Genomic DNA, 16528 nt, shown 5'->3' with positions numbered 1-16528 from the left:
GCAGGATATAACCCGTTGTAAGCCCGCCTCATGTTTAAACAGCAACTTTCAAAGGAGAAACCACGGATGAGCATGCTCAAGGATTTTCGCGCCTTCGCGATCAAAGGAAATGTGGTCGACCTGGCCGTCGGTGTCATCATCGGCGGCGCCTTCGGCAAGATCGTCAGTTCCCTGGTCGAGGATATCATCATGCCCATCGTCGGCAAGATCTTTGGCGGCCTGGACTTCGCCAGCTACTACCTCCCGCTCAATGGCCAGGCCTATGGCATGCCACTGGCCGAGGCAAAGAAAGCCGGCGCAGTCTTTGCCTATGGCAACTTCCTGACCATCCTGATCAATTTCATGATCCTGGCGTTCATCATCTTCCAGATGGTACGCGCCATCAACAAGGCGCGCGACCTGGCCAGCAAGCATGAGGAAGCTGCCCCGGCGGCACCTGCACCGACCCCTGAGGACGTGCTGCTGCTGCGCGAAATCCGCGATTCGCTCAAGAAACAGGGCTAAGTCCTGCCACCAGAGTGTGCCGCCTCATACCGGGTTGTCGATGTCGATGAAGCGGTGCTCGATGCCGAAGTGCGCCGCCACATGCTCACCCAGCGCCTGGATGCCGTAACGCTCGGTAGCATGATGGCCGGCGGCGAGATAGATGGTGCCGGTCTCGCGCGCCAGATGGACGGTCGGTTCAGATATTTCGCCGCTGATGTACACCGAAGTGCCCGCCTCGATGGCTTCGCCCAGCATGCTCTGCGCCGCGCCGGTGCACCAGGCGACCTTGCCCACAGGCTGCTGCGGATCGCCAATCAGCAGGGGCATGCGGCCCAGACGCTTCTCGACCAGCATCACCAGATCGGCGGCGGTCTTCACCGACGACGCATGGCAACGTCCGATCCAGCCGATATCGTTTTCGCCGAAGCGGCCCGTCGCTTCAAAGTCCAGTCGCTTGGCCAGTTGCGCGTTGTTGCCCAGTTCCGGGTGTGAATCCAGCGGCAGGTGATAGCCGAAGAGATTGATGTCATGCGCCAGCAAGAGCTTGAGGCGTCGCTGTTTCTGTCCGATCACGCGCATATCTTCACCGCGCCAGAAGTAGCCGTGGTGGACCAGGATGGCATCGGCCTGCCAATCCCTTGCCGCTTCGATCAGGGCCAGGCTGGCCGTGACGCCACTGACCACGCGGGCAATCGTGGCGCGCCCTTCCACCTGTAAGCCGTTTGGGCAATAATCGCGGTATTGCGCTGCGTTAAGCGTCTGTCCCAGATATGCCGAGAACTCATCTCTGTTAATGTGGCGGGTCATCTCTTCCTCATCCGATTTCAAATCAATACCAAGAATTCTTTATGCGACGTTTATGGCTGTTGTTTGCACAGACCGTGACAGTAGGTCTGGCGGTGTGGTTCATTGTAGCGACCTTGAAGCCGGACTGGCTCTCCGGTTCGTTCAGCTCACGCGCCAGGCCCGCCCAGTCCACGGTCCAGATGCAGGAAGCCACGCCCAATGCACCGGCCCTTGATTCCTATCGCCACGCTGCGCGCCAGGCCATGCCGTCGGTGGTGAACATCTTCACCACCACCGAGGCGCGCCCCCAGAAGAGCCCGTTCCAGAATGATCCGTTCTTCCGCAAGTTCTTCGGCGACCAGTTCGATGAACAGCAACAGGACGACAAACAGTCCAGCCTCGGTTCGGGCGTGATCGTGAGTCCGCAGGGCTACATCCTCACCAACAACCATGTGGTGGAAGCAGCTGACAAGATCGAAGTAGCCCTGGCCGACGGTCGCAAGGCCAGCGCCAAGGTGGTCGGCATCGATCCCGAGACCGACCTGGCGGTCATCAAGATCGACCTGCCCAACCTGCCGGCCATCACCCTGGGCCATCCGGAAAACAGCTCGGTGGGTGATGTGGTGCTGGCCATCGGCAACCCCTTCGGCGTGGGGCAGACGGTCACCATGGGCATCGTCTCGGCGCTGGGCCGCAATCACCTGGGCATCAATACCTTCGAGAATTTCATCCAGACCGATGCCGCCATCAATCCCGGCAACTCCGGTGGTGCGCTGGTCGATACCAATGGCAACCTGCTGGGCATCAATACGGCGATCTACTCGCGCACCGGCGGCAATCTGGGTATCGGCTTCGCCATCCCGATGTCGACCGCCAAGACCGTGATGGAAGCCATCATCAGCCACGGCCAGGTGGTGCGCGGCTGGATTGGCGTGGAGCCGCAGGACATCACGCCGGAACTGGCCGAGAGCTTTGGCCTGGGCAAAAAGACGGGCGCCATCATCGCCGGCGTACTCAAAGGTGGCCCTGCCGATCGCGCCGGCATGCGTCCGGGCGACATCCTGGTGAGCATCGACGGCAAGGTCGTGGCCGATACCACCGAGATGCTCAACGTCATCGCGCAGCTGACGCCGGGCCAGGACATCGCCATGACGGTACTGCGCAAGTCACAGGAAACCAAGCTGAACATCACCGTGGGCAAGCGTCCGCCGCCACCCAAGAGCGATGACAGCGACGAAGAATAAGCGAGGAGAAGCCATCCATGCATGTGCGTGACCTGATCCAGTTCCTGGGTGAACTGTCCGAGAACAACAACCGCGCCTGGTTCGTGATGAACAAGCCGCGTTACGACATCCTGCGCGAGGAATTCCTGGCGCTGACCATCAGGCTGATCGCCGAGATCAGCAAGTTCGATCCGGCCATCGCTGGTTGCAATCCGAAGAAGGCGCTGTTCCGTATCAATCGTGACATGCGCTTCTCGCACGACAAACGTCCCTACAAGACGCATTTTTCGGCGGCCATCACGGCCAGCGGGTTGAAGAAGCCCAGCCAGGGCGGCGGCCCGGCCTACTACTTCCACATCAACGAAGCCGGGCAGTTGCTCATCGCCGGGGGAGAATACATGCCGCCGACACCGCGCCTGCGCGCCATCCGCAACCGCGTCGTGGACGATGCGGCCGGCTTTACGAAGATGCGCAAGAACAAGAAGCTGACGACCGCCTATGGTGACCTGCAGGAGGAAGGGAAACTGCAACGCCCGCCCAAGGGCTTCGATCCGGACAGTCCCAATATCGAATATGTGAAGCTGAAGAGCTTCATCGTCTGGTCCGAAGAGGATATCCGCAAGAAGATCCCGGCCGACCTGGGCAAGCAGGTGCTGGAGGGTTTCAAAAATGCCTATCCGCTGGTGCAGTGGTTGCGCGAAATCCCGCTGGTGAGCAGCGAGGAGTAATCGCCTTCTCTACACTGTATGCGCCAAAGACAAAGCCCGCTTCATCAGCGGGCTTTGTCTTTACATTTACGTCTGCATTTGTCTATTCCGGGGAGGCCTGACCACTGGGCTCAGCGTCCGGCGCACGAGTGGCGCGCTCGAAGATGGGTGCAATCAGCAGGCCAACTTCATACAGCAGTACCAGCGGCACGGCCAGCATCAGCTGACTCATCACGTCGGGCGGGGTCACCACGGCGGCGATGATGAAAGCGCCCACGATGACGTAAGGGCGAATCTGCTTCAGCTTGGCCAGCGGAACCAGACCCATGCGCACCAGCACGATCACGATCACCGGCACCTCGAAGGTGACGCCGAAGGCCACGAACATGGTCAGCACGAAGTCGACGTAGCTATCGATATCGGGCGCCACCGAGACCGACTTGGGCGCGAAGTTGTTGATAAACGGGAAGACCACGCCGAAAACGAAGAAATAGCAGAACGCAACACCGGTCACGAACAGCAGCGAGGACGAGATCACCAGCGGCGCAATCAGGCGCTTTTCGTGGGCGTACAGGCCGGGGGCGACAAAGGCCCACAGCTGGTACAGCACCCATGGCAGCGAGATCAGCACGGCCACCAGCATGGTGACCTTGATGGGGATCAGGAAGGGCGTGATGACGCCGGTAGCGATCATCTTGCTGCCCGCTGGCAGCGCATGGATCATCGGCGCGGCCAGCACGTCGAAAATATGGGCCGCGAACGGCATCATGCACAGGAATACCACCAGCACCACCGCAGCCGCCTTGACGATGCGACTACGCAGTTCGATCAAGTGGGAGATGAAGGTATCGTCGGCCTGGGTGTTTTCTTCAGCCATGGATTCGGAGCATTCTGATGAAGTGAGACGCGATGCGCCAAATTAGAAGAAACCGGCTGACTTGCCCACGCCCACCGGGCGACGGTACTTGGCCACGCGGGCGGAGGCGGAGATCACGCGGGTCCTGTGACCGCTCTGGTGCTTGTACCAGGCAGGTACGCCGGTCGTGCGCGCGAGCTTCTTGCGACGGAAGGCTTTGGCCTTGATCGTCAGCAGCGAAGGATCGGGACTGCGCTTCCAGCTGCTGCCACTGCTGCCGTCACCGGATTCCCCCGAACTGCCTTCGCTGCCATTCCAGGCATCGTTGATCGAGGATTCGGTGTCGGACATGCTCTTGTGAATGCTGTTGCTGACGTCGCTGGCAGCATCCTGCACGTCCTTCTGCATCTTGCGCAGATCGTCGAGCTCCATCTCGCGGCTGACTTCGGACTTGACGTCGTTGATGTAGCGCTGGGCGCGGCCGAACAGGGTGCCGGCCATGCGCGCCACCTTGGGCAGGCGCTCGGGGCCGATCACGACCAGCGCGACCACGCCGATCAAGGCCAGCTTGGTAAGGCCGATATCAATCATGAGTCTGTGTGAGCATCAAGGAGGACAGCGATGGTACCGAAGCGGCACCAAAGCCAGGACACCTGCATCCGTCGCCGGGGCAGGTACATGCGGCCCGCCGGCATGGCCAGGCGGGTGCGAGCGGATCAGCTGCCGGATTTGTCTTTTTCCTTGGCCTGCACGTCGATGGCGGCTTCCTTCTTGGCCTCTTCTTCGCCTTCGCCGCCCTTGACGCCATCCTTGAAGCCCTTGACTGCCTTACCCAGGTCGGAACCCATGTTGCTGAGCTTCTTGGTGCCGAAGACCAGCATCACGATCACCAGAACAATCAGCCAATGCCAAATACTGAACGAACCCATTCTTTTCTCCTAAGCGGACATCCCTGCCCTGTGTACGAATAAACCTGCCGGCCCCCGGGCCGGCGAATCCTCATTGTTGCACGAACCGTACCCGCCACGGATGGGGGCCGCCGATGACGTGCATGTGCAGATGGTACACCTCCTGGCCACCATCCGGTCCGGTGTTGATCAGGGTCTTGAAACCGCCGGTAGGCTGGCCCTCGGCATCCAGCCCGTAGCCACAGCCCTGCTCGGCCGCCAGGCGCGGCGCCAGGGCCAGCATCTTGCCCAGCAGTTCGACATGCTGCGCACCGCAATCGGCCAGGGTGGCCACATGCTGGCGCGGGATGATCAGGAAGTGCACCGGCGCGGCCGGGTTGATGTCGTGAAAGGCGATCAGGTCCTCGTCCTCATAGATCTTCTTCGAGGGAATCTGGCCTGCTGCGATCTTACAGAAAATGCAATTATCCAACGCCGTACTCCTGGAAAACACGGTATGAGAGGGAATCAATCCTTGCGGGCAGCCTTTTCTTCCAGGCCGGAGAGGCCTTCGCGCCGTGCCAGCTCATTGAGCACATCCTGGGGCTTCAGGTCGAACTGGGCCAGCAACACCATGGAATGGAACCACAGGTCCGCGCATTCATAGAGCACCTTGGACTTGTCGCCCGAGACACGGGCGTCCTTGGCGGCCATCACGGTTTCCGTGGCCTCCTCGCCGATCTTCTTGAGGATGGCGTCGTCGCCCTTGGCGAACAGCTTGGCGACGTAGGATTTCTCGGGATTGCCACCATTGGCCAGCTTGCGCGATTCGATGACTTCGGCCAGGCGCTTCAGGGTTTCACTCATGATGGCGTCTTGTCGCTGTCGACTGGCTTGGGAATGCTCTTGCGCACGCGCTTGGGCTTGGCCGGGGCCGCAGCGATGGCAGCAGGACCACCACCAGCACCGGGGGCCAGGTCCTTGAGGACGGGCTCAACCGTGAGCCATTCGCCACTGTCGGCGCTGCCTTCGAACTTCTGGAAGAAGCAGGAATGACGACCGGTGTGACAGGCGATGCCCGCCACCTGCTCGACCTTGAGCAGCACCACGTCTTCGTCGCAATCCAGGCGAATCTCATGCACCTTCTGGAAGTGACCGGATTCCTCACCCTTGTGCCACAGCTTCTTGCGCGAGCGACTCCAGTAGACCGCCTGGCCGATCTCGACGGTGCGCGCCAGCGCCTCGCGATTCATCCAGGCGAACATCAGTACGTCATTGCTGCCGACTTCCTGGGCGATCACCGGCACCAGGCCGACTTCGTCCCATTTGACCTTGTTGAGCCATTTGGCGCTGATACTCATGCCAGCCTCATGGAAATGTTCTGATCGGCCATGAAGCGCTTGGCTTCCTGCACGGTGTGCTGGCCATAGTGGAAAATGCTGGCGGCCAGGACTGCGTCGGCCTTGCCCTTGGTAATGCCATCGGCCAGGTCCTGCAGGCCACCCACGCCGCCGGAGGCGATCACGGGGATGCTGACCGCTTCCGAGACCGCACGGGTGAGGTCCAGGTCGAAGCCGCTCTTGGTGCCGTCGCGATCCATGCTGGTCAGCAGGATTTCGCCCGCGCCCAGGTGCGCCATCTTGCGCGCCCATTCGACCGCATCCAGGCCGGTGGCATTGCGACCGCCGTGGGTGTAGACCTCCCACTTGCCGTCACCGGCGCGCTTGGCGTCGATGGCCACCACGATGCATTGCGAACCGTACTTGCTGGCGGCATCGGCCACCAGTTGCGGGTTGGTCACGGCCGAGGTGTTGATGCCGACCTTGTCAGCACCGGCGTTGAGCAGACGACGCACGTCTTCGACGGCGCGCACGCCGCCCCCCACCGTCAGGGGGATGAAGACCTGCGAGGCCACGGCTTCGATGATGTCCAGGATCAGGTCGCGGCCATCGGAGGAAGCGGTGATGTCGAGGAAGGTCAGCTCGTCGGCGCCCTGGTCGTCATAGCGACGGGCGATTTCGACCGGGTCGCCGGCATCGCGCAGCTCCAGGAAGTTGACGCCCTTGACCACGCGACCAGCGGTCACGTCCAGGCAAGGGATGATGCGTTTAGCAAGGGCCATGTTATTTGCTGCCGGAGAGGCGGTTGGCTTCCAGTTCACGCGTCAGTTCATCGGCGCGATCCTGGCCGCTGCGCAGGTCCAGCGTACCTTCGTAGATGGAACGACCACAGATGACGGCTTCGATGCCCTCATCCTCGACCCGGCACAGGGCTTCGACGTCGCCCACATGGTGCACGCCGCCCGAAGCGATGATGGGGATGCTCACCGCCTGCGCCAGGCGCACGGTGGCTTCGATGTTGACGCCGCCCATCATGCCGTCGCGGCCGATGTCGGTGTAGACGATGGCCTCGCAGCCATAGCCTTCGAACTTCTGCGCCAGGTCCACCACTTCGTGGCCGGACAGCTTGCTCCAGCCATCGGTGGCGACCTTGCCGTCCTTGGCATCCAGACCGACGATGATCTGGCCGGGGAAGGCGCTGCAGGCGTCATGCAGGAAGCCGGGGTTCTTCACCGCGGCGGTACCGATGATGATGTAGGACAGGCCATCGTCCAGGTAACGCTCGATGGTATCGAGGTCGCGGATACCGCCACCCAGTTGCACCGGGATTTCCTCGACGTCGTTTTCCTCGGCGAAGCTGGCAACCGCCTTGAGGATGGCCTTGACCGCCGCCTCGTTCTTGGGCTTGCCGGCAAAGGCGCCATTCAGGTCGACCAGGTGCAGGCGACGCGCGCCCTGCCTGAGCCAGTGCAGGGCCATTTCCGCCGGATCTTCGGAGAAAACGGTGGCTTGTTCCATATCACCTTGTTTGAGGCGTACGCAATGACCGTCTTTCAGGTCGATGGCGGGTATGAGCAGCATGGCTAGGGGATGACTAGTCAGTAAAAAGAGAAGGGTTGTCGACGATCAGCTACGAGGTTCTTGCCTGAAAGACAAAAATCAAGGTTTCCAGTGTACGAAATTCCGATACAGCTGCAAACCCGCTGCGGCACTTTTTTCCGGGTGGAACTGGGTTGCAAAGATATTATCGCGGGCCACGGCACAGGCGAAGTCACGTCCGTACGGGGTCTGACCGACCACATGGGCGGTCTCGGCCGGGACGGCATAGTAGCTGTGGACGAAATAGAAGAAGGCGTTGTCGGCAATGCCCTCCCACAGCGGATGGGCGCTGGTCTGATGGACATGGTTCCAGCCCATCTGCGGGACCTTGAACAGCGATCCATCGTCCTGGCGCACGCCTTCCAGCTCGAAACGCACCACCTTGCCGGGCAAAAGCCCCAGGCCGGGGGTGTCGCCTTCTTCACTCCAGTCGAACAACATCTGTTCTCCCACGCACACGCCAAACAGCGGCTTGGTGCGGGAAGCCTCGATGACGGCGTCCTGGACGCCGGATTCGCGCAGGCTGCGCATGCAATCGGGCATGGCGCCCTGGCCCGGCAGGACCACGCGGTCGGCGGCACGGATATCGGCGACCTCGCCGGAGATGCGCACATCGGCTTCAGGCGCGACATGGCGCAGCGCCTGCGCCACCGAGCGCAGGTTGCCCATGCCGTAATCGACTACAACAATTTTATTCATGGCGAAAATGATCGATGCTCACGCACCGGTAGACCCAGATGATTTAGCGATACCCAGCGGACGACAGGTTACAGGCTGCCCTTGGTCGACGGAATCGTACCAGCAGCCCGCGGATCGAGTTCGACGGCCATGCGCAATGCGCGACCGAAGGCCTTGAACACGGTCTCGGCCTGGTGGTGGGCATTGATACCGCGCAGGTTGTCCACGTGCAGGGTCACCTGCGCATGGTTGACGAAACCGTGGAAGAACTCGCTGGTCAGGTCCACATCGAAGGAGCCGATCATCGAACGGGTAAAGGGAATATGGTATTCCAGGCCGGGACGGCCGGAGAAATCGATGACCACCCGCGACAGGGCTTCATCCAGCGGCACATAGGCATGGCCGTAGCGGCGGATGCCCTTCTTGTCGCCGATGGCCTTGGCGAAGGCCATGCCCAGAGTGATGCCCACGTCTTCCACCGTATGGTGCGCGTCGATGTGCAGGTCGCCCTTGGCGTGGATATCCAGGTCGATCAGGCCGTGGCGGGCGATCTGGTCCAGCATGTGGTCCAGGAAGGGAACACCGGTATCCAGCTTCTGCTGGCCGGTCCCATCCAGATTGATCGCAACGCGGATCTGCGTCTCGTTGGTGTTGCGGACGACTTCTGCGGTTCTCGGTGTAGACATGGTCAGGGTTAGACGGGGTTCTATCGTTGGGTGATGCCTGGGGGATTGCCTTGGCGCCGCCGTCCTCTACAGGTCGCGCAGTGCCGCTTTCAGGGCCGTCAGGAAGAGACTGTTTTCCTCTTCCGAACTGACGGTAATGCGCAAACAGTTTTGCAGCAGTACATGCATTCTACCGGCATTTTTCACAAGTACCTTGTGCGCCAGTAAAGCGGCGAAGACTTTATCGGCATCCGGGACGCGGATCAAGATGAAATTGGCCGCCGACGGGAAGACCTGCACCCCATCCAGCGCCAGCAGTTCAGCCGCCAGCGCGCCACGCGCTTCACGCAGGCGTGCCGCCTGCTCTTCCAGTACCTGCAGGTGATCCAGCACGAACAGCGCGGCCGCCTCGGTGAGCAGGTTGACGTTGTAGGGCGGGCGGACCTTGTCCAATTCACGCAACAGCGCCGGCGCGGCCGACAGGTAGCCCAGCCGCACACCCGCCAGGCCCAGCTTGGAAACGGTGCGCATGACAACCAGGTTGTTGTGCTGGGGCAATGCCGGCATCAGCGTGGAGGCGGCAAACGGCTGGTAGGCCTCATCCACCACCACCAGCCCGTAGGGGGCGGCGGCCTCGACGATGCGCAACACGTCAGCCATCTCGTAGAGCGTGCCGGTCGGATTGTTCGGATAACCCAGCCAGGTCACCACCGGCTTGTGTTCCTCGATGGCCGCCAGCATGGCCGGCAGATCCAGCGTCAGATCCGCGTGCAGCGGCACGCCCACGTAGTCCAGCCCGGCCATCCTGGCCGAGACGCCATACATGACGAAACCCGGTTCCGGCGCGACGATGGTCCGACCGGGAATGGCACAGGCCACCGACAGCATGGTGATCAGCTCATCCGATCCATTGCCCAGCAGCACGTCGTAACCCGCCGGCACGCCCAGGCGATCGCAGATGGCGGCCTTCAGGCGCGTATAGGACGGCACTGGATAACGGTTCAGCTCCAGCGCGGCCAGTCGCTGCGCCAGTTCCTCGCGCAATGCGGCCGGCAGCACGTAGGGGTTTTCCATCGCATCGAGCTTGACCATGCCCTCGGCCGAGGGCACGTGATAGGACTGCCAGCCCCGCACCACGGGGCGAATCACATTGGCGACCACGGCGTCGGCGCTATCAGGCTTGGAGGGATTCATCATCTTGGCTCGCAGGGGCCAGCGCATCCAGGCGCTGGCGGATCAGTTCGCAATAATCGGGATTGAGTTCGAAACCGGTGAAATGGCGCCCGCAGCGTCGCGCCGCTACCGCCGTGGTACCGCTGCCCATGAAGGGATCGAGCACCACCCCACCCGGCGGACAGGACGCCTTGACCATGCGCTCCACCACTTCCAGCGGCTTTTGCGTGGGATGGTCGGCGCGCTCGCGGTGCTCGCGATGCAGGCGCGACACGCTCCACACATCCTTGGGGTTGTAGCCCATTTCCAGCCACTTGGCGCCGACGAAGATGGAGCGTGAACGCGCCTTCTTGGTCTGCGCATCGTAAGGGATGCGAATCGCATCGAGATCGAAGAAGTAGTCCTTGGCCCGGGCGAAGAAACCGATAGTGTCATGCACCGACGAATAGCGCCTGGTACTGCCGCCCATGGAAGGCACGCGCCGGTCCCAGATGATCTCGTTGATCATCATCATGCGCTGCTTCAACATGACGAAAATCTCCGGCGAATTACGCCAGGTGAGGAAGATGTAGAGGCTGCCGTTGGCCTTCAGCTTGGGCAGTGCGGCATCCACCCACTGCTCGGTCCAGGCAAGGTAGGCCGCCGTATCGAGCTTGTCGGAATCGTTGCCGTAGTCCTTGCCCAGGCCATAGGGCGGATCGGCGATGAGCAGATCGATGCTGCCATCGGGGATGCGCGCCAGTCCACCCACGGCGTCCAGCGCATCCTCGCAATGCACGCGGTCCAGCCAGCCGTCGCCTGCACAGGAGTCGGTGGCCGCCGTCATGGGGTCACTTCTTCAGCCGCAATTCGGCCGAGCGGGCGTGCGCCTGCAAGCCTTCGCCATAGGCCAGTTCGGCGGCGATCCTGCCCAGCGTCTGCGCGCCCTCTTCCGACACGCGGATCACGCTGGAACGCTTCTGGAAGTCATACACCCCCAGCGGCGAGGAGAAGCGCGCGGTCCGCGAGGTGGGCAGCACGTGGTTGGGGCCGGCGCAGTAATCGCCCAGCGATTCGGACGAAAAACGCCCGAGGAACATGGCACCGGCGTGACGGATCAGGTCGGCCCACTGCTGCGGCTCCTGCGCCGAGATTTCCAGGTGCTCCGCCGCGATCATGTTGGCAATCTCGCAGGCCTCTTGCATGTCGCGCACCTTGACCAGGGCGCCACGATCGGTCAGCGAGGTACGGATCACTTCCTTGCGCGGCATCTCGTCCAGCAGGCGATTGATCGAGGCTTCCACCCGGGCGATGTAGTCCGCATCGGGGCAGAGCAGGATCGACTGTGCCAGTTCGTCGTGTTCGGCCTGCGAGAAGAGGTCCATGGCGATCCAGTCGGGATCGGTGGCGCCGTCGCAGATGACCAGGATTTCCGAGGGGCCGGCGATCATGTCGATCCCCACCACGCCGAACACGCGGCGCTTGGCAGCGGCCACATAGGCGTTGCCGGGGCCGACGATCTTGTCCACCTGCGGGATGGTCGCCGTGCCGTAGGCCAGCGCACCGACCGCTTGCGCGCCGCCGATGGTGAAGACGCGATCCACGCCCGCAATGGCCGCGGCGGCCAGTACCAGCTCGTTCTTCACGCCATCCGGCGTGGGCACGACCATGATCACTTCCTGCACCCCCGCCACCTTGGCGGGAATCGCATTCATCAACACCGACGAAGGATAGGCCGCCTTGCCACCCGGCACGTAGATGCCCACGCGGTCCAGCGGCGTAACCTTCTGGCCCAGCTCGGTGCCGTCGGCTTCGCGATAGAGGAAGCCGTCGGAACCGCATTCCTTCTTCTGGCGCTCGTGATAGGCACGCACGCGGTCGGCGGCGGTCTGCAGCGCATGGCGGCGCGCCTCGGGCAGGCCGGCCAGTGCCGCCTGCAGCGCTTCCTTGCCGATTTCCAGGGCAGCCACGGACGGGGCCTGCACGCGGTCGAAACGCTGCGTGTATTCCAGCACGGCGGCATCGCCACGCGCCTTCACGTCGGCCAGGATGCCGGCGGCGGCGCGGTCGATGGCCTCGTCCTCGCTGGCTTCGAAGGCCAGCACGGCCGACAGCTTGTCACGGAAGCCGGCATCGGCGGAATCGAGTTTTCGGATGGCAATGCTCATGGTCTCACCTGCTCTGCGAGGAAATCTGGGTCGTTGAAATGACGGTATTACTTGGCCTTGGACGCCTTCTCGAAGGCATCGAGGATGGGCTGCAAGCGCTCGCGCTTCAACTTCAGCGCAGCCTGGTTGACCACCAGGCGCGAGGAGATATCGATGATGTGCTCGACCTCCACCAGCTTGTTGGCGCGCAGCGTACCACCGGTGCTGACCAGGTCGACGATGGCGTCCGACAGGCCCACCAGCGGACCCAGCTCCATCGAGCCATACAGCTTGATCAGGTCCACGTGTACACCCTTGGCGGCGAAGTGCTCGCGTGCGGTCTTGACGTACTTGGTCACCACCCGCAGACGCGCCCCCTGGCGCACCGCACTGGCATAGTCGAAGCCTTCCTGCACTGCCACCGACAGGCGGCACTTGGCGATGTTCAGGTCGATCGGCTGGTACAGGCCTTCGCCGCCGTGTTCCAGCAGCACGTCCTTGCCGGCCACGCCGAAATCGGCCGCGCCGTATTGCACATAGGTCGGCACGTCGGAAGCGCGCACGATGATCACCCGCACGTCAGGATCATTGGTGGGCAGGATCAGCTTGCGCGACGACTCTGGGTCCTCGGACACGGTGATGCCGGCCGCCTTGAGCAGCGGCAGGGTCTCTTCGAAGATGCGGCCCTTGGAGAGCGCCAGCGTCAGTTGTTGGGTCATGATGTTGTACTTTTCAATCCGAAAACTTATTTGATGCGCTGGATGTCCGCCCCGATGGCCGACAGCTTGGCTTCCATGCGGTCGTAACCACGGTCTAGATGGTAGATGCGTTCGACCACCGTCTCGCCCTGCGCAGCCAGGCCGGCGATGACCAGCGAGGCCGAGGCACGCAGGTCGGTGGCCATCACCGGCGCGCCGATGAATTTTTCCACGCCGGTGACGATGGCGGTGTTGCCCTCCACATCGATGGCCGCGCCCAGGCGGTTCAATTCCTGCACGTGCATGAAACGGTTCTCGAAGATGGTCTCGGTGACATGGCTGGTGCCCTCGGCGATGCAGTTCAGCGCCATGAACTGCGCCTGCATGTCGGTCGGGAAACCCGGGTATTCGGTGGTGCGGAAACTCACTGCCTTGGGCCGACGTGCCATCTGGATACGGATCCAGTCCTCGCCCGAGGTGAGGATGGCACCGGCGTCGCGCAGCTTGTCCAGCGCCGCGTCCAGCAGCCCGGCGCGGGTGCGCTGCAGGGTCACGTCACCGCCGGTGGCGGCCACGGCGCACAGGAAGGTACCGGTTTCGATGCGGTCGGCGATCACCTGGTGCGAGGCGCCGTGCAGCTTGTCCACGCCCTGGATCACCAGGCGGTCGGTGCCGATGCCTTCGATCCTGGCACCCATCTTCACCAGCAGCTGGGCCAGGTCGCCCACTTCAGGTTCGCGCGCGGCGTTTTCCAGCACGGTCTCGCCATCGGCCAGTACCGCAGCCATCAGCAGGTTCTCGGTGCCGGTGACGGTGATCATGTCGGTCACGATGCGCGCACCCTTGAGGCGCTTGGCCTTGGCGTGGATGTAGCCGCCTTCGATATGGATCTCGGCCCCCATGGCCTGCAGGCCCTTGATGTGCTGGTCCACCGGACGCGAACCGATGGCGCAGCCACCCGGCAGGGACACCTTGGCCTGGCCGAAGCGGGCCAGCAGCGGACCCAGCACCAGGATCGAGGCGCGCATGGTCTTGACCAGCTCATAGGGTGCTTCGGGACGGGTGATGTCGTTGCCGTTGAGCACCATCTCCTCGCCGTTCTCGCGCACGCGCAGGCCCATCTGCTTCATCAGTTGGGTAATGGTGACCACATCCTGCAGGTGCGGCACATTGGTCAGATGCAGGTCATCGGCCGTCAGCAGGCCGGCGCACAGGATGGGCAGGGCGGCATTCTTGGCGCCGGAAATGGTGACATCGCCGGAGAGGCGCTTGCCGCCACGGATCAGGAGCTTGTCCATGGTATTGCCTTATTTCTGGAATTCTTCGGGGGTCAGGGTCTTCATCGACAGCGCGTGGATTTCTTCGCGCATGCGGTCGCCCAGGGCGGCATAGACCAGCTGGTGACGCTGGATCAGGCGCTTGCCGGTAAAGGCATCGGCGACGATGACGGCGGTGAAGTGCTGGCCATCGCCCTCCACTTCGAGGTGCTGGCACTCCAGGCCGGCGGCGATATAGCTTTTGACGAGTTCGGGGGTGGGTAGCATGGTGAGGCTCTTCACAGGAATAGGGGGGGCCGGCGGGCTCAATGCGAACCGGCGCGCAGCTTGTAACCGCTCTTGAGCATGCGCACGGCCAGCGTGGACAGCGCCACGAAGAACACGGCGACGATACCGAGGCTGGTCATGGGGGGAATGTCGGACTGGCCGAAGAAGCCGTAGCGAAAGCCATCGATCATATAAAAAAACGGGTTGAAATGCGATACCGCCTGCCAGAACGGGGGCAGCGAGTGTATCGAATAGAACACGCCGGCCAGGAAGGTCAGCGGCACGATCAGGAAATTCTGGAACGCCGCGAGCTGGTCGAACTTCTCGGCCCAGATACCCGCGATCAGGCCCATGGTCCCCAGAATGCCTGCGCCCAGCAACGCAAACACCAAAATCCACAGCGGTGCCACGAAGTCCAGATGGCCGAACCACACGGTCACCACGAACACCCCGGCGCCCACCATCAGGCCACGCACCACGGCCGCCAGCACGTAGCCGCCGAACATTTCCCAGTGCGACAGTGGCGTGAGCAGCACGAACACCAGGTTACCGGTGATCTTGGACTGGATCAGCGAAGACGAACTGTTGGCGAAGGCATTCTGCAACACGCTCATCATCACCAGGCCCGGCACCAGGAAGCCGGTGTAGTTCACGCCCGGATACACCTGCACGCGGTCCTGCAGCACATGGCCGAAGATCAGCAGATAGAGCAAGGCCGTGACCACCGGCGCGGTGATGGTCTGGGTGGCGACCTTCCAGAAACGCAGGATTTCCTTGTAGAAAAGGGTACGGAAACCGATCATTTTTCATCTCCCATGATCTGGATGAAGACGTCTTCCAGATCGGCCTGTTGCAACTGCAGGTCGTCGATCTCGGTGCCGGCGGCGCGCAGCGTGGCCAGGATGGGCTCGACTTCCTGGTAGTCATTCACGCGCAGCGTGTACTTGTTGGCGGTATTGCCGGAAAGCAGTTCCTCGGGACGCGTCACCAGCGCCTTGAGGCCGTCCGGCAAGGCGCCGCGCTTGAGCTTGAGCACCATCTGCGAACCCGAGATGCGGCGTATCAGGCCCTCGGTCGAGTCCAGCGCCACCACCTGCCCGAACTTGAGCATGGCGATGCGGTTGCACAGCGCCTGCGCCTCTTCCAGGTAGTGCGTGGTCAAGACGATGGTGTGGCCCTCGCGATTGAGGCGGCCGATGAAGTGCCACAGGGTCTGGCGCAACTCCACATCCACACCGGCGGTGGGTTCATCCAGCACGATCACCGGCGGCTTGTGCACCAGCGCCTGCGCCACCAGCACGCGACGCTTCATGCCGCCCGAGAGGGCGCGCATGTTGGTATCGGCCTTGTTGGTGAGGTCCAGGTTTTCCATGACCTCGTCGATCCACTTGTCGTTGTTGCGCAGGCCAAAGTAGCCGGACTGCATGCGCAGCGTCTCGCGCACCGTGAAAAAGGGATCGAACACCAATTCCTGCGGCACCACGCCCAGCTTCGTGCGGGCTGCGCGATAGTCGCTGACGACGTCGTGACCATGGATGGTGACCGAGCCGGAATCGGCCCGGTTCAGGCCGGCGATGATGGAGATCAGCGTGGTCTTGCCGGCACCGTTGGGCCCGAGCAAGCCGAAGAATTCGCCTTCTTCGATTGCCAGCGAAACGCCACCCAGTGCCTGCAGCGACTGGTAACGCTTCTTGATGTCTGTAATTTGGAGAGCGGCCATTGCCTCGCCCATTCGATACGTTATTTGCCAGAAAGAAATG

At 62.4% G+C, this 16528-nt stretch carries 22 protein-coding genes; 3 read left to right on the top strand and 19 right to left on the bottom strand.

Going from position 1 to position 16528, the window contains the following annotated elements; genetic code table 11:
- Window positions 1–66: 66 nt before the first annotated feature.
- Complete coding sequence (mscL, locus tag I5R65_RS22395; RefSeq protein WP_180671209.1) at window positions 67–504, top strand: large conductance mechanosensitive channel protein MscL; 438 nt, start codon at window positions 67–69, stop codon at window positions 502–504.
- A 24-nt stretch (window positions 505–528) separates the two neighbouring features.
- Here the strand turns inward: mscL and I5R65_RS22390 are convergent, their stop codons facing one another.
- Window positions 529–1281: a Nif3-like dinuclear metal center hexameric protein gene (locus I5R65_RS22390; RefSeq protein WP_370461036.1), complete on the bottom strand. Its 753-nt coding sequence runs from the start codon at window positions 1279–1281 to the stop codon at window positions 529–531.
- Between the two features lie 53 nt (window positions 1282–1334).
- Here I5R65_RS22390 and I5R65_RS22385 point away from each other — a divergent pair, with 53 nt between their 5' ends.
- On the top strand, window positions 1335–2516 hold the full coding sequence (locus I5R65_RS22385) for a Do family serine endopeptidase (protein WP_180671211.1): 1182 nt from the start codon (window positions 1335–1337) through the stop codon (window positions 2514–2516).
- Window positions 2517–2533: 17 nt separating this feature from the next.
- Entirely contained in the window at window positions 2534–3223 is a 690-nt protein-coding gene (locus I5R65_RS22380) for a DUF2461 domain-containing protein (RefSeq protein WP_180671212.1), read from the top strand.
- Between the two features lie 82 nt (window positions 3224–3305).
- On the opposite strand, the gene tatC is transcribed toward I5R65_RS22380, so the two are convergent.
- From tatC to I5R65_RS22290, 18 genes are all read right to left on the bottom strand, one after another.
- Entirely contained in the window at window positions 3306–4079 is a 774-nt protein-coding gene (tatC, locus tag I5R65_RS22375; protein ID WP_180671213.1) for a twin-arginine translocase subunit TatC, read from the bottom strand.
- A gap of 42 nt (window positions 4080–4121) precedes the next feature.
- Window positions 4122–4649, bottom strand: a complete 528-nt coding sequence (tatB, locus tag I5R65_RS22370; RefSeq protein ID WP_180671214.1) for a Sec-independent protein translocase protein TatB — start codon at window positions 4647–4649, stop codon at window positions 4122–4124.
- A gap of 125 nt (window positions 4650–4774) precedes the next feature.
- Window positions 4775–4987 carry a Sec-independent protein translocase subunit TatA gene (tatA, locus tag I5R65_RS22365; protein WP_006461581.1) on the bottom strand — a complete coding sequence of 71 codons (213 nt, stop codon included), beginning with the start codon at window positions 4985–4987 and terminating at the stop codon, window positions 4775–4777.
- A gap of 70 nt (window positions 4988–5057) precedes the next feature.
- Window positions 5058–5438, bottom strand: coding sequence for a histidine triad nucleotide-binding protein (locus I5R65_RS22360; protein WP_006461580.1), 381 nt, complete (start codon window positions 5436–5438; stop codon window positions 5058–5060).
- A gap of 35 nt (window positions 5439–5473) precedes the next feature.
- Window positions 5474–5812, bottom strand: coding sequence for a phosphoribosyl-ATP diphosphatase (locus I5R65_RS22355; RefSeq protein WP_180671215.1), 339 nt, complete (start codon window positions 5810–5812; stop codon window positions 5474–5476).
- Complete coding sequence (gene hisI / locus I5R65_RS22350) at window positions 5809–6306, bottom strand: phosphoribosyl-AMP cyclohydrolase (RefSeq protein ID WP_180671216.1); 498 nt, start codon at window positions 6304–6306, stop codon at window positions 5809–5811. The genes I5R65_RS22355 and hisI overlap by 4 nt, the downstream gene beginning before the upstream one ends.
- On the bottom strand, window positions 6303–7067 hold the full coding sequence (hisF, locus tag I5R65_RS22345) for an imidazole glycerol phosphate synthase subunit HisF (RefSeq protein WP_180671217.1): 765 nt from the start codon (window positions 7065–7067) through the stop codon (window positions 6303–6305). The genes hisI and hisF overlap by 4 nt, the downstream gene beginning before the upstream one ends.
- A 1-nt stretch (window position 7068) precedes the next feature.
- Window positions 7069–7866 (bottom strand): 1-(5-phosphoribosyl)-5-[(5-phosphoribosylamino)methylideneamino]imidazole-4-carboxamide isomerase, encoded by a 798-nt coding sequence (hisA, locus tag I5R65_RS22340; RefSeq protein ID WP_180671218.1) that lies wholly within the window; start codon window positions 7864–7866, stop codon window positions 7069–7071.
- Window positions 7867–7944: 78 nt separating this feature from the next.
- Window positions 7945–8583 carry an imidazole glycerol phosphate synthase subunit HisH gene (gene hisH, locus I5R65_RS22335; protein WP_180671219.1) on the bottom strand — a complete coding sequence of 213 codons (639 nt, stop codon included), beginning with the start codon at window positions 8581–8583 and terminating at the stop codon, window positions 7945–7947.
- Between the two features lie 68 nt (window positions 8584–8651).
- Window positions 8652–9248 (bottom strand): imidazoleglycerol-phosphate dehydratase HisB, encoded by a 597-nt coding sequence (hisB, locus tag I5R65_RS22330; RefSeq protein WP_006461574.1) that lies wholly within the window; start codon window positions 9246–9248, stop codon window positions 8652–8654.
- A gap of 66 nt (window positions 9249–9314) precedes the next feature.
- Entirely contained in the window at window positions 9315–10421 is a 1107-nt protein-coding gene (gene hisC, locus I5R65_RS22325; protein ID WP_180671237.1) for a histidinol-phosphate transaminase, read from the bottom strand.
- Window positions 10402–11226 (bottom strand): site-specific DNA-methyltransferase, encoded by an 825-nt coding sequence (locus tag I5R65_RS22320; protein WP_180671220.1) that lies wholly within the window; start codon window positions 11224–11226, stop codon window positions 10402–10404. The genes hisC and I5R65_RS22320 overlap by 20 nt, the downstream gene beginning before the upstream one ends.
- 4 nt (window positions 11227–11230) lie before the next feature.
- On the bottom strand, window positions 11231–12547 hold the full coding sequence (gene hisD / locus I5R65_RS22315; protein ID WP_180671221.1) for a histidinol dehydrogenase: 1317 nt from the start codon (window positions 12545–12547) through the stop codon (window positions 11231–11233).
- 47 nt (window positions 12548–12594) lie between these two features.
- The gene (hisG, locus tag I5R65_RS22310) at window positions 12595–13245 is read right to left on the bottom strand and encodes an ATP phosphoribosyltransferase (RefSeq protein ID WP_006461570.1); all 651 of its coding nucleotides are present in this window, start codon (window positions 13243–13245) and stop codon (window positions 12595–12597) included.
- A 26-nt stretch (window positions 13246–13271) separates the two neighbouring features.
- Complete coding sequence (murA, locus tag I5R65_RS22305) at window positions 13272–14522, bottom strand: UDP-N-acetylglucosamine 1-carboxyvinyltransferase (RefSeq protein ID WP_006461569.1); 1251 nt, start codon at window positions 14520–14522, stop codon at window positions 13272–13274.
- A gap of 9 nt (window positions 14523–14531) precedes the next feature.
- The gene (locus tag I5R65_RS22300; protein WP_006461568.1) at window positions 14532–14768 is read right to left on the bottom strand and encodes a BolA family protein; all 237 of its coding nucleotides are present in this window, start codon (window positions 14766–14768) and stop codon (window positions 14532–14534) included.
- Window positions 14769–14806: 38 nt separating this feature from the next.
- Window positions 14807–15571 carry an ABC transporter permease gene (locus tag I5R65_RS22295; RefSeq protein ID WP_006461567.1) on the bottom strand — a complete coding sequence of 255 codons (765 nt, stop codon included), beginning with the start codon at window positions 15569–15571 and terminating at the stop codon, window positions 14807–14809.
- Window positions 15568–16488 (bottom strand): ABC transporter ATP-binding protein, encoded by a 921-nt coding sequence (locus I5R65_RS22290; protein WP_180671222.1) that lies wholly within the window; start codon window positions 16486–16488, stop codon window positions 15568–15570. Before I5R65_RS22290 ends, I5R65_RS22295 begins: the two co-directional genes overlap by 4 nt.
- Window positions 16489–16528: the final 40 nt, after the last annotated feature.

It is taken from the genome of Herbaspirillum sp. AP02 (assembly GCF_015767275.1).
Taxonomy (GTDB): Bacteria; Pseudomonadota; Gammaproteobacteria; order Burkholderiales; family Burkholderiaceae_D; genus Herbaspirillum.
The sequence above is the reverse complement of the archived record's forward strand: the minus strand, read 5'-3'. Positions and strand labels throughout refer to the sequence as shown.

Excerpts from the sequence above, each read along its gene's own strand:
- mscL (WP_180671209.1), top strand. The coding sequence starts at position 67 with ATGAGCATGCTCAAGGATTTTCGCGCCTTCGCGATCAAAGGAAATGTG.
- I5R65_RS22385 (WP_180671211.1), top strand. The coding sequence starts at position 1,335 with ATGCGACGTTTATGGCTGTTGTTTGCACAGACCGTGACAGTAGGTCTG.
- I5R65_RS22380 (WP_180671212.1), top strand. The coding sequence starts at position 2,534 with ATGCATGTGCGTGACCTGATCCAGTTCCTGGGTGAACTGTCCGAGAAC.
- tatC (WP_180671213.1), bottom strand. The coding sequence starts at position 4,079 with ATGGCTGAAGAAAACACCCAGGCCGACGATACCTTCATCTCCCACTTG.
- tatB (WP_180671214.1), bottom strand. The coding sequence starts at position 4,649 with ATGATTGATATCGGCCTTACCAAGCTGGCCTTGATCGGCGTGGTCGCG.
- tatA (WP_006461581.1), bottom strand. The coding sequence starts at position 4,987 with ATGGGTTCGTTCAGTATTTGGCATTGGCTGATTGTTCTGGTGATCGTG.
- I5R65_RS22355 (WP_180671215.1), bottom strand. The coding sequence starts at position 5,812 with ATGAGTGAAACCCTGAAGCGCCTGGCCGAAGTCATCGAATCGCGCAAG.
- hisI (WP_180671216.1), bottom strand. The coding sequence starts at position 6,306 with ATGAGTATCAGCGCCAAATGGCTCAACAAGGTCAAATGGGACGAAGTC.
- hisF (WP_180671217.1), bottom strand. The coding sequence starts at position 7,067 with ATGGCCCTTGCTAAACGCATCATCCCTTGCCTGGACGTGACCGCTGGT.
- hisA (WP_180671218.1), bottom strand. The coding sequence starts at position 7,866 with ATGCTGCTCATACCCGCCATCGACCTGAAAGACGGTCATTGCGTACGC.
- hisH (WP_180671219.1), bottom strand. The coding sequence starts at position 8,583 with ATGAATAAAATTGTTGTAGTCGATTACGGCATGGGCAACCTGCGCTCG.
- hisB (WP_006461574.1), bottom strand. The coding sequence starts at position 9,248 with ATGTCTACACCGAGAACCGCAGAAGTCGTCCGCAACACCAACGAGACG.
- hisC (WP_180671237.1), bottom strand. The coding sequence starts at position 10,421 with ATGAATCCCTCCAAGCCTGATAGCGCCGACGCCGTGGTCGCCAATGTG.
- I5R65_RS22320 (WP_180671220.1), bottom strand. The coding sequence starts at position 11,226 with ATGACGGCGGCCACCGACTCCTGTGCAGGCGACGGCTGGCTGGACCGC.
- hisD (WP_180671221.1), bottom strand. The coding sequence starts at position 12,547 with ATGAGCATTGCCATCCGAAAACTCGATTCCGCCGATGCCGGCTTCCGT.
- hisG (WP_006461570.1), bottom strand. The coding sequence starts at position 13,245 with ATGACCCAACAACTGACGCTGGCGCTCTCCAAGGGCCGCATCTTCGAA.
- murA (WP_006461569.1), bottom strand. The coding sequence starts at position 14,522 with ATGGACAAGCTCCTGATCCGTGGCGGCAAGCGCCTCTCCGGCGATGTC.
- I5R65_RS22300 (WP_006461568.1), bottom strand. The coding sequence starts at position 14,768 with ATGCTACCCACCCCCGAACTCGTCAAAAGCTATATCGCCGCCGGCCTG.
- I5R65_RS22295 (WP_006461567.1), bottom strand. The coding sequence starts at position 15,571 with ATGATCGGTTTCCGTACCCTTTTCTACAAGGAAATCCTGCGTTTCTGG.
- I5R65_RS22290 (WP_180671222.1), bottom strand. The coding sequence starts at position 16,488 with ATGGCCGCTCTCCAAATTACAGACATCAAGAAGCGTTACCAGTCGCTG.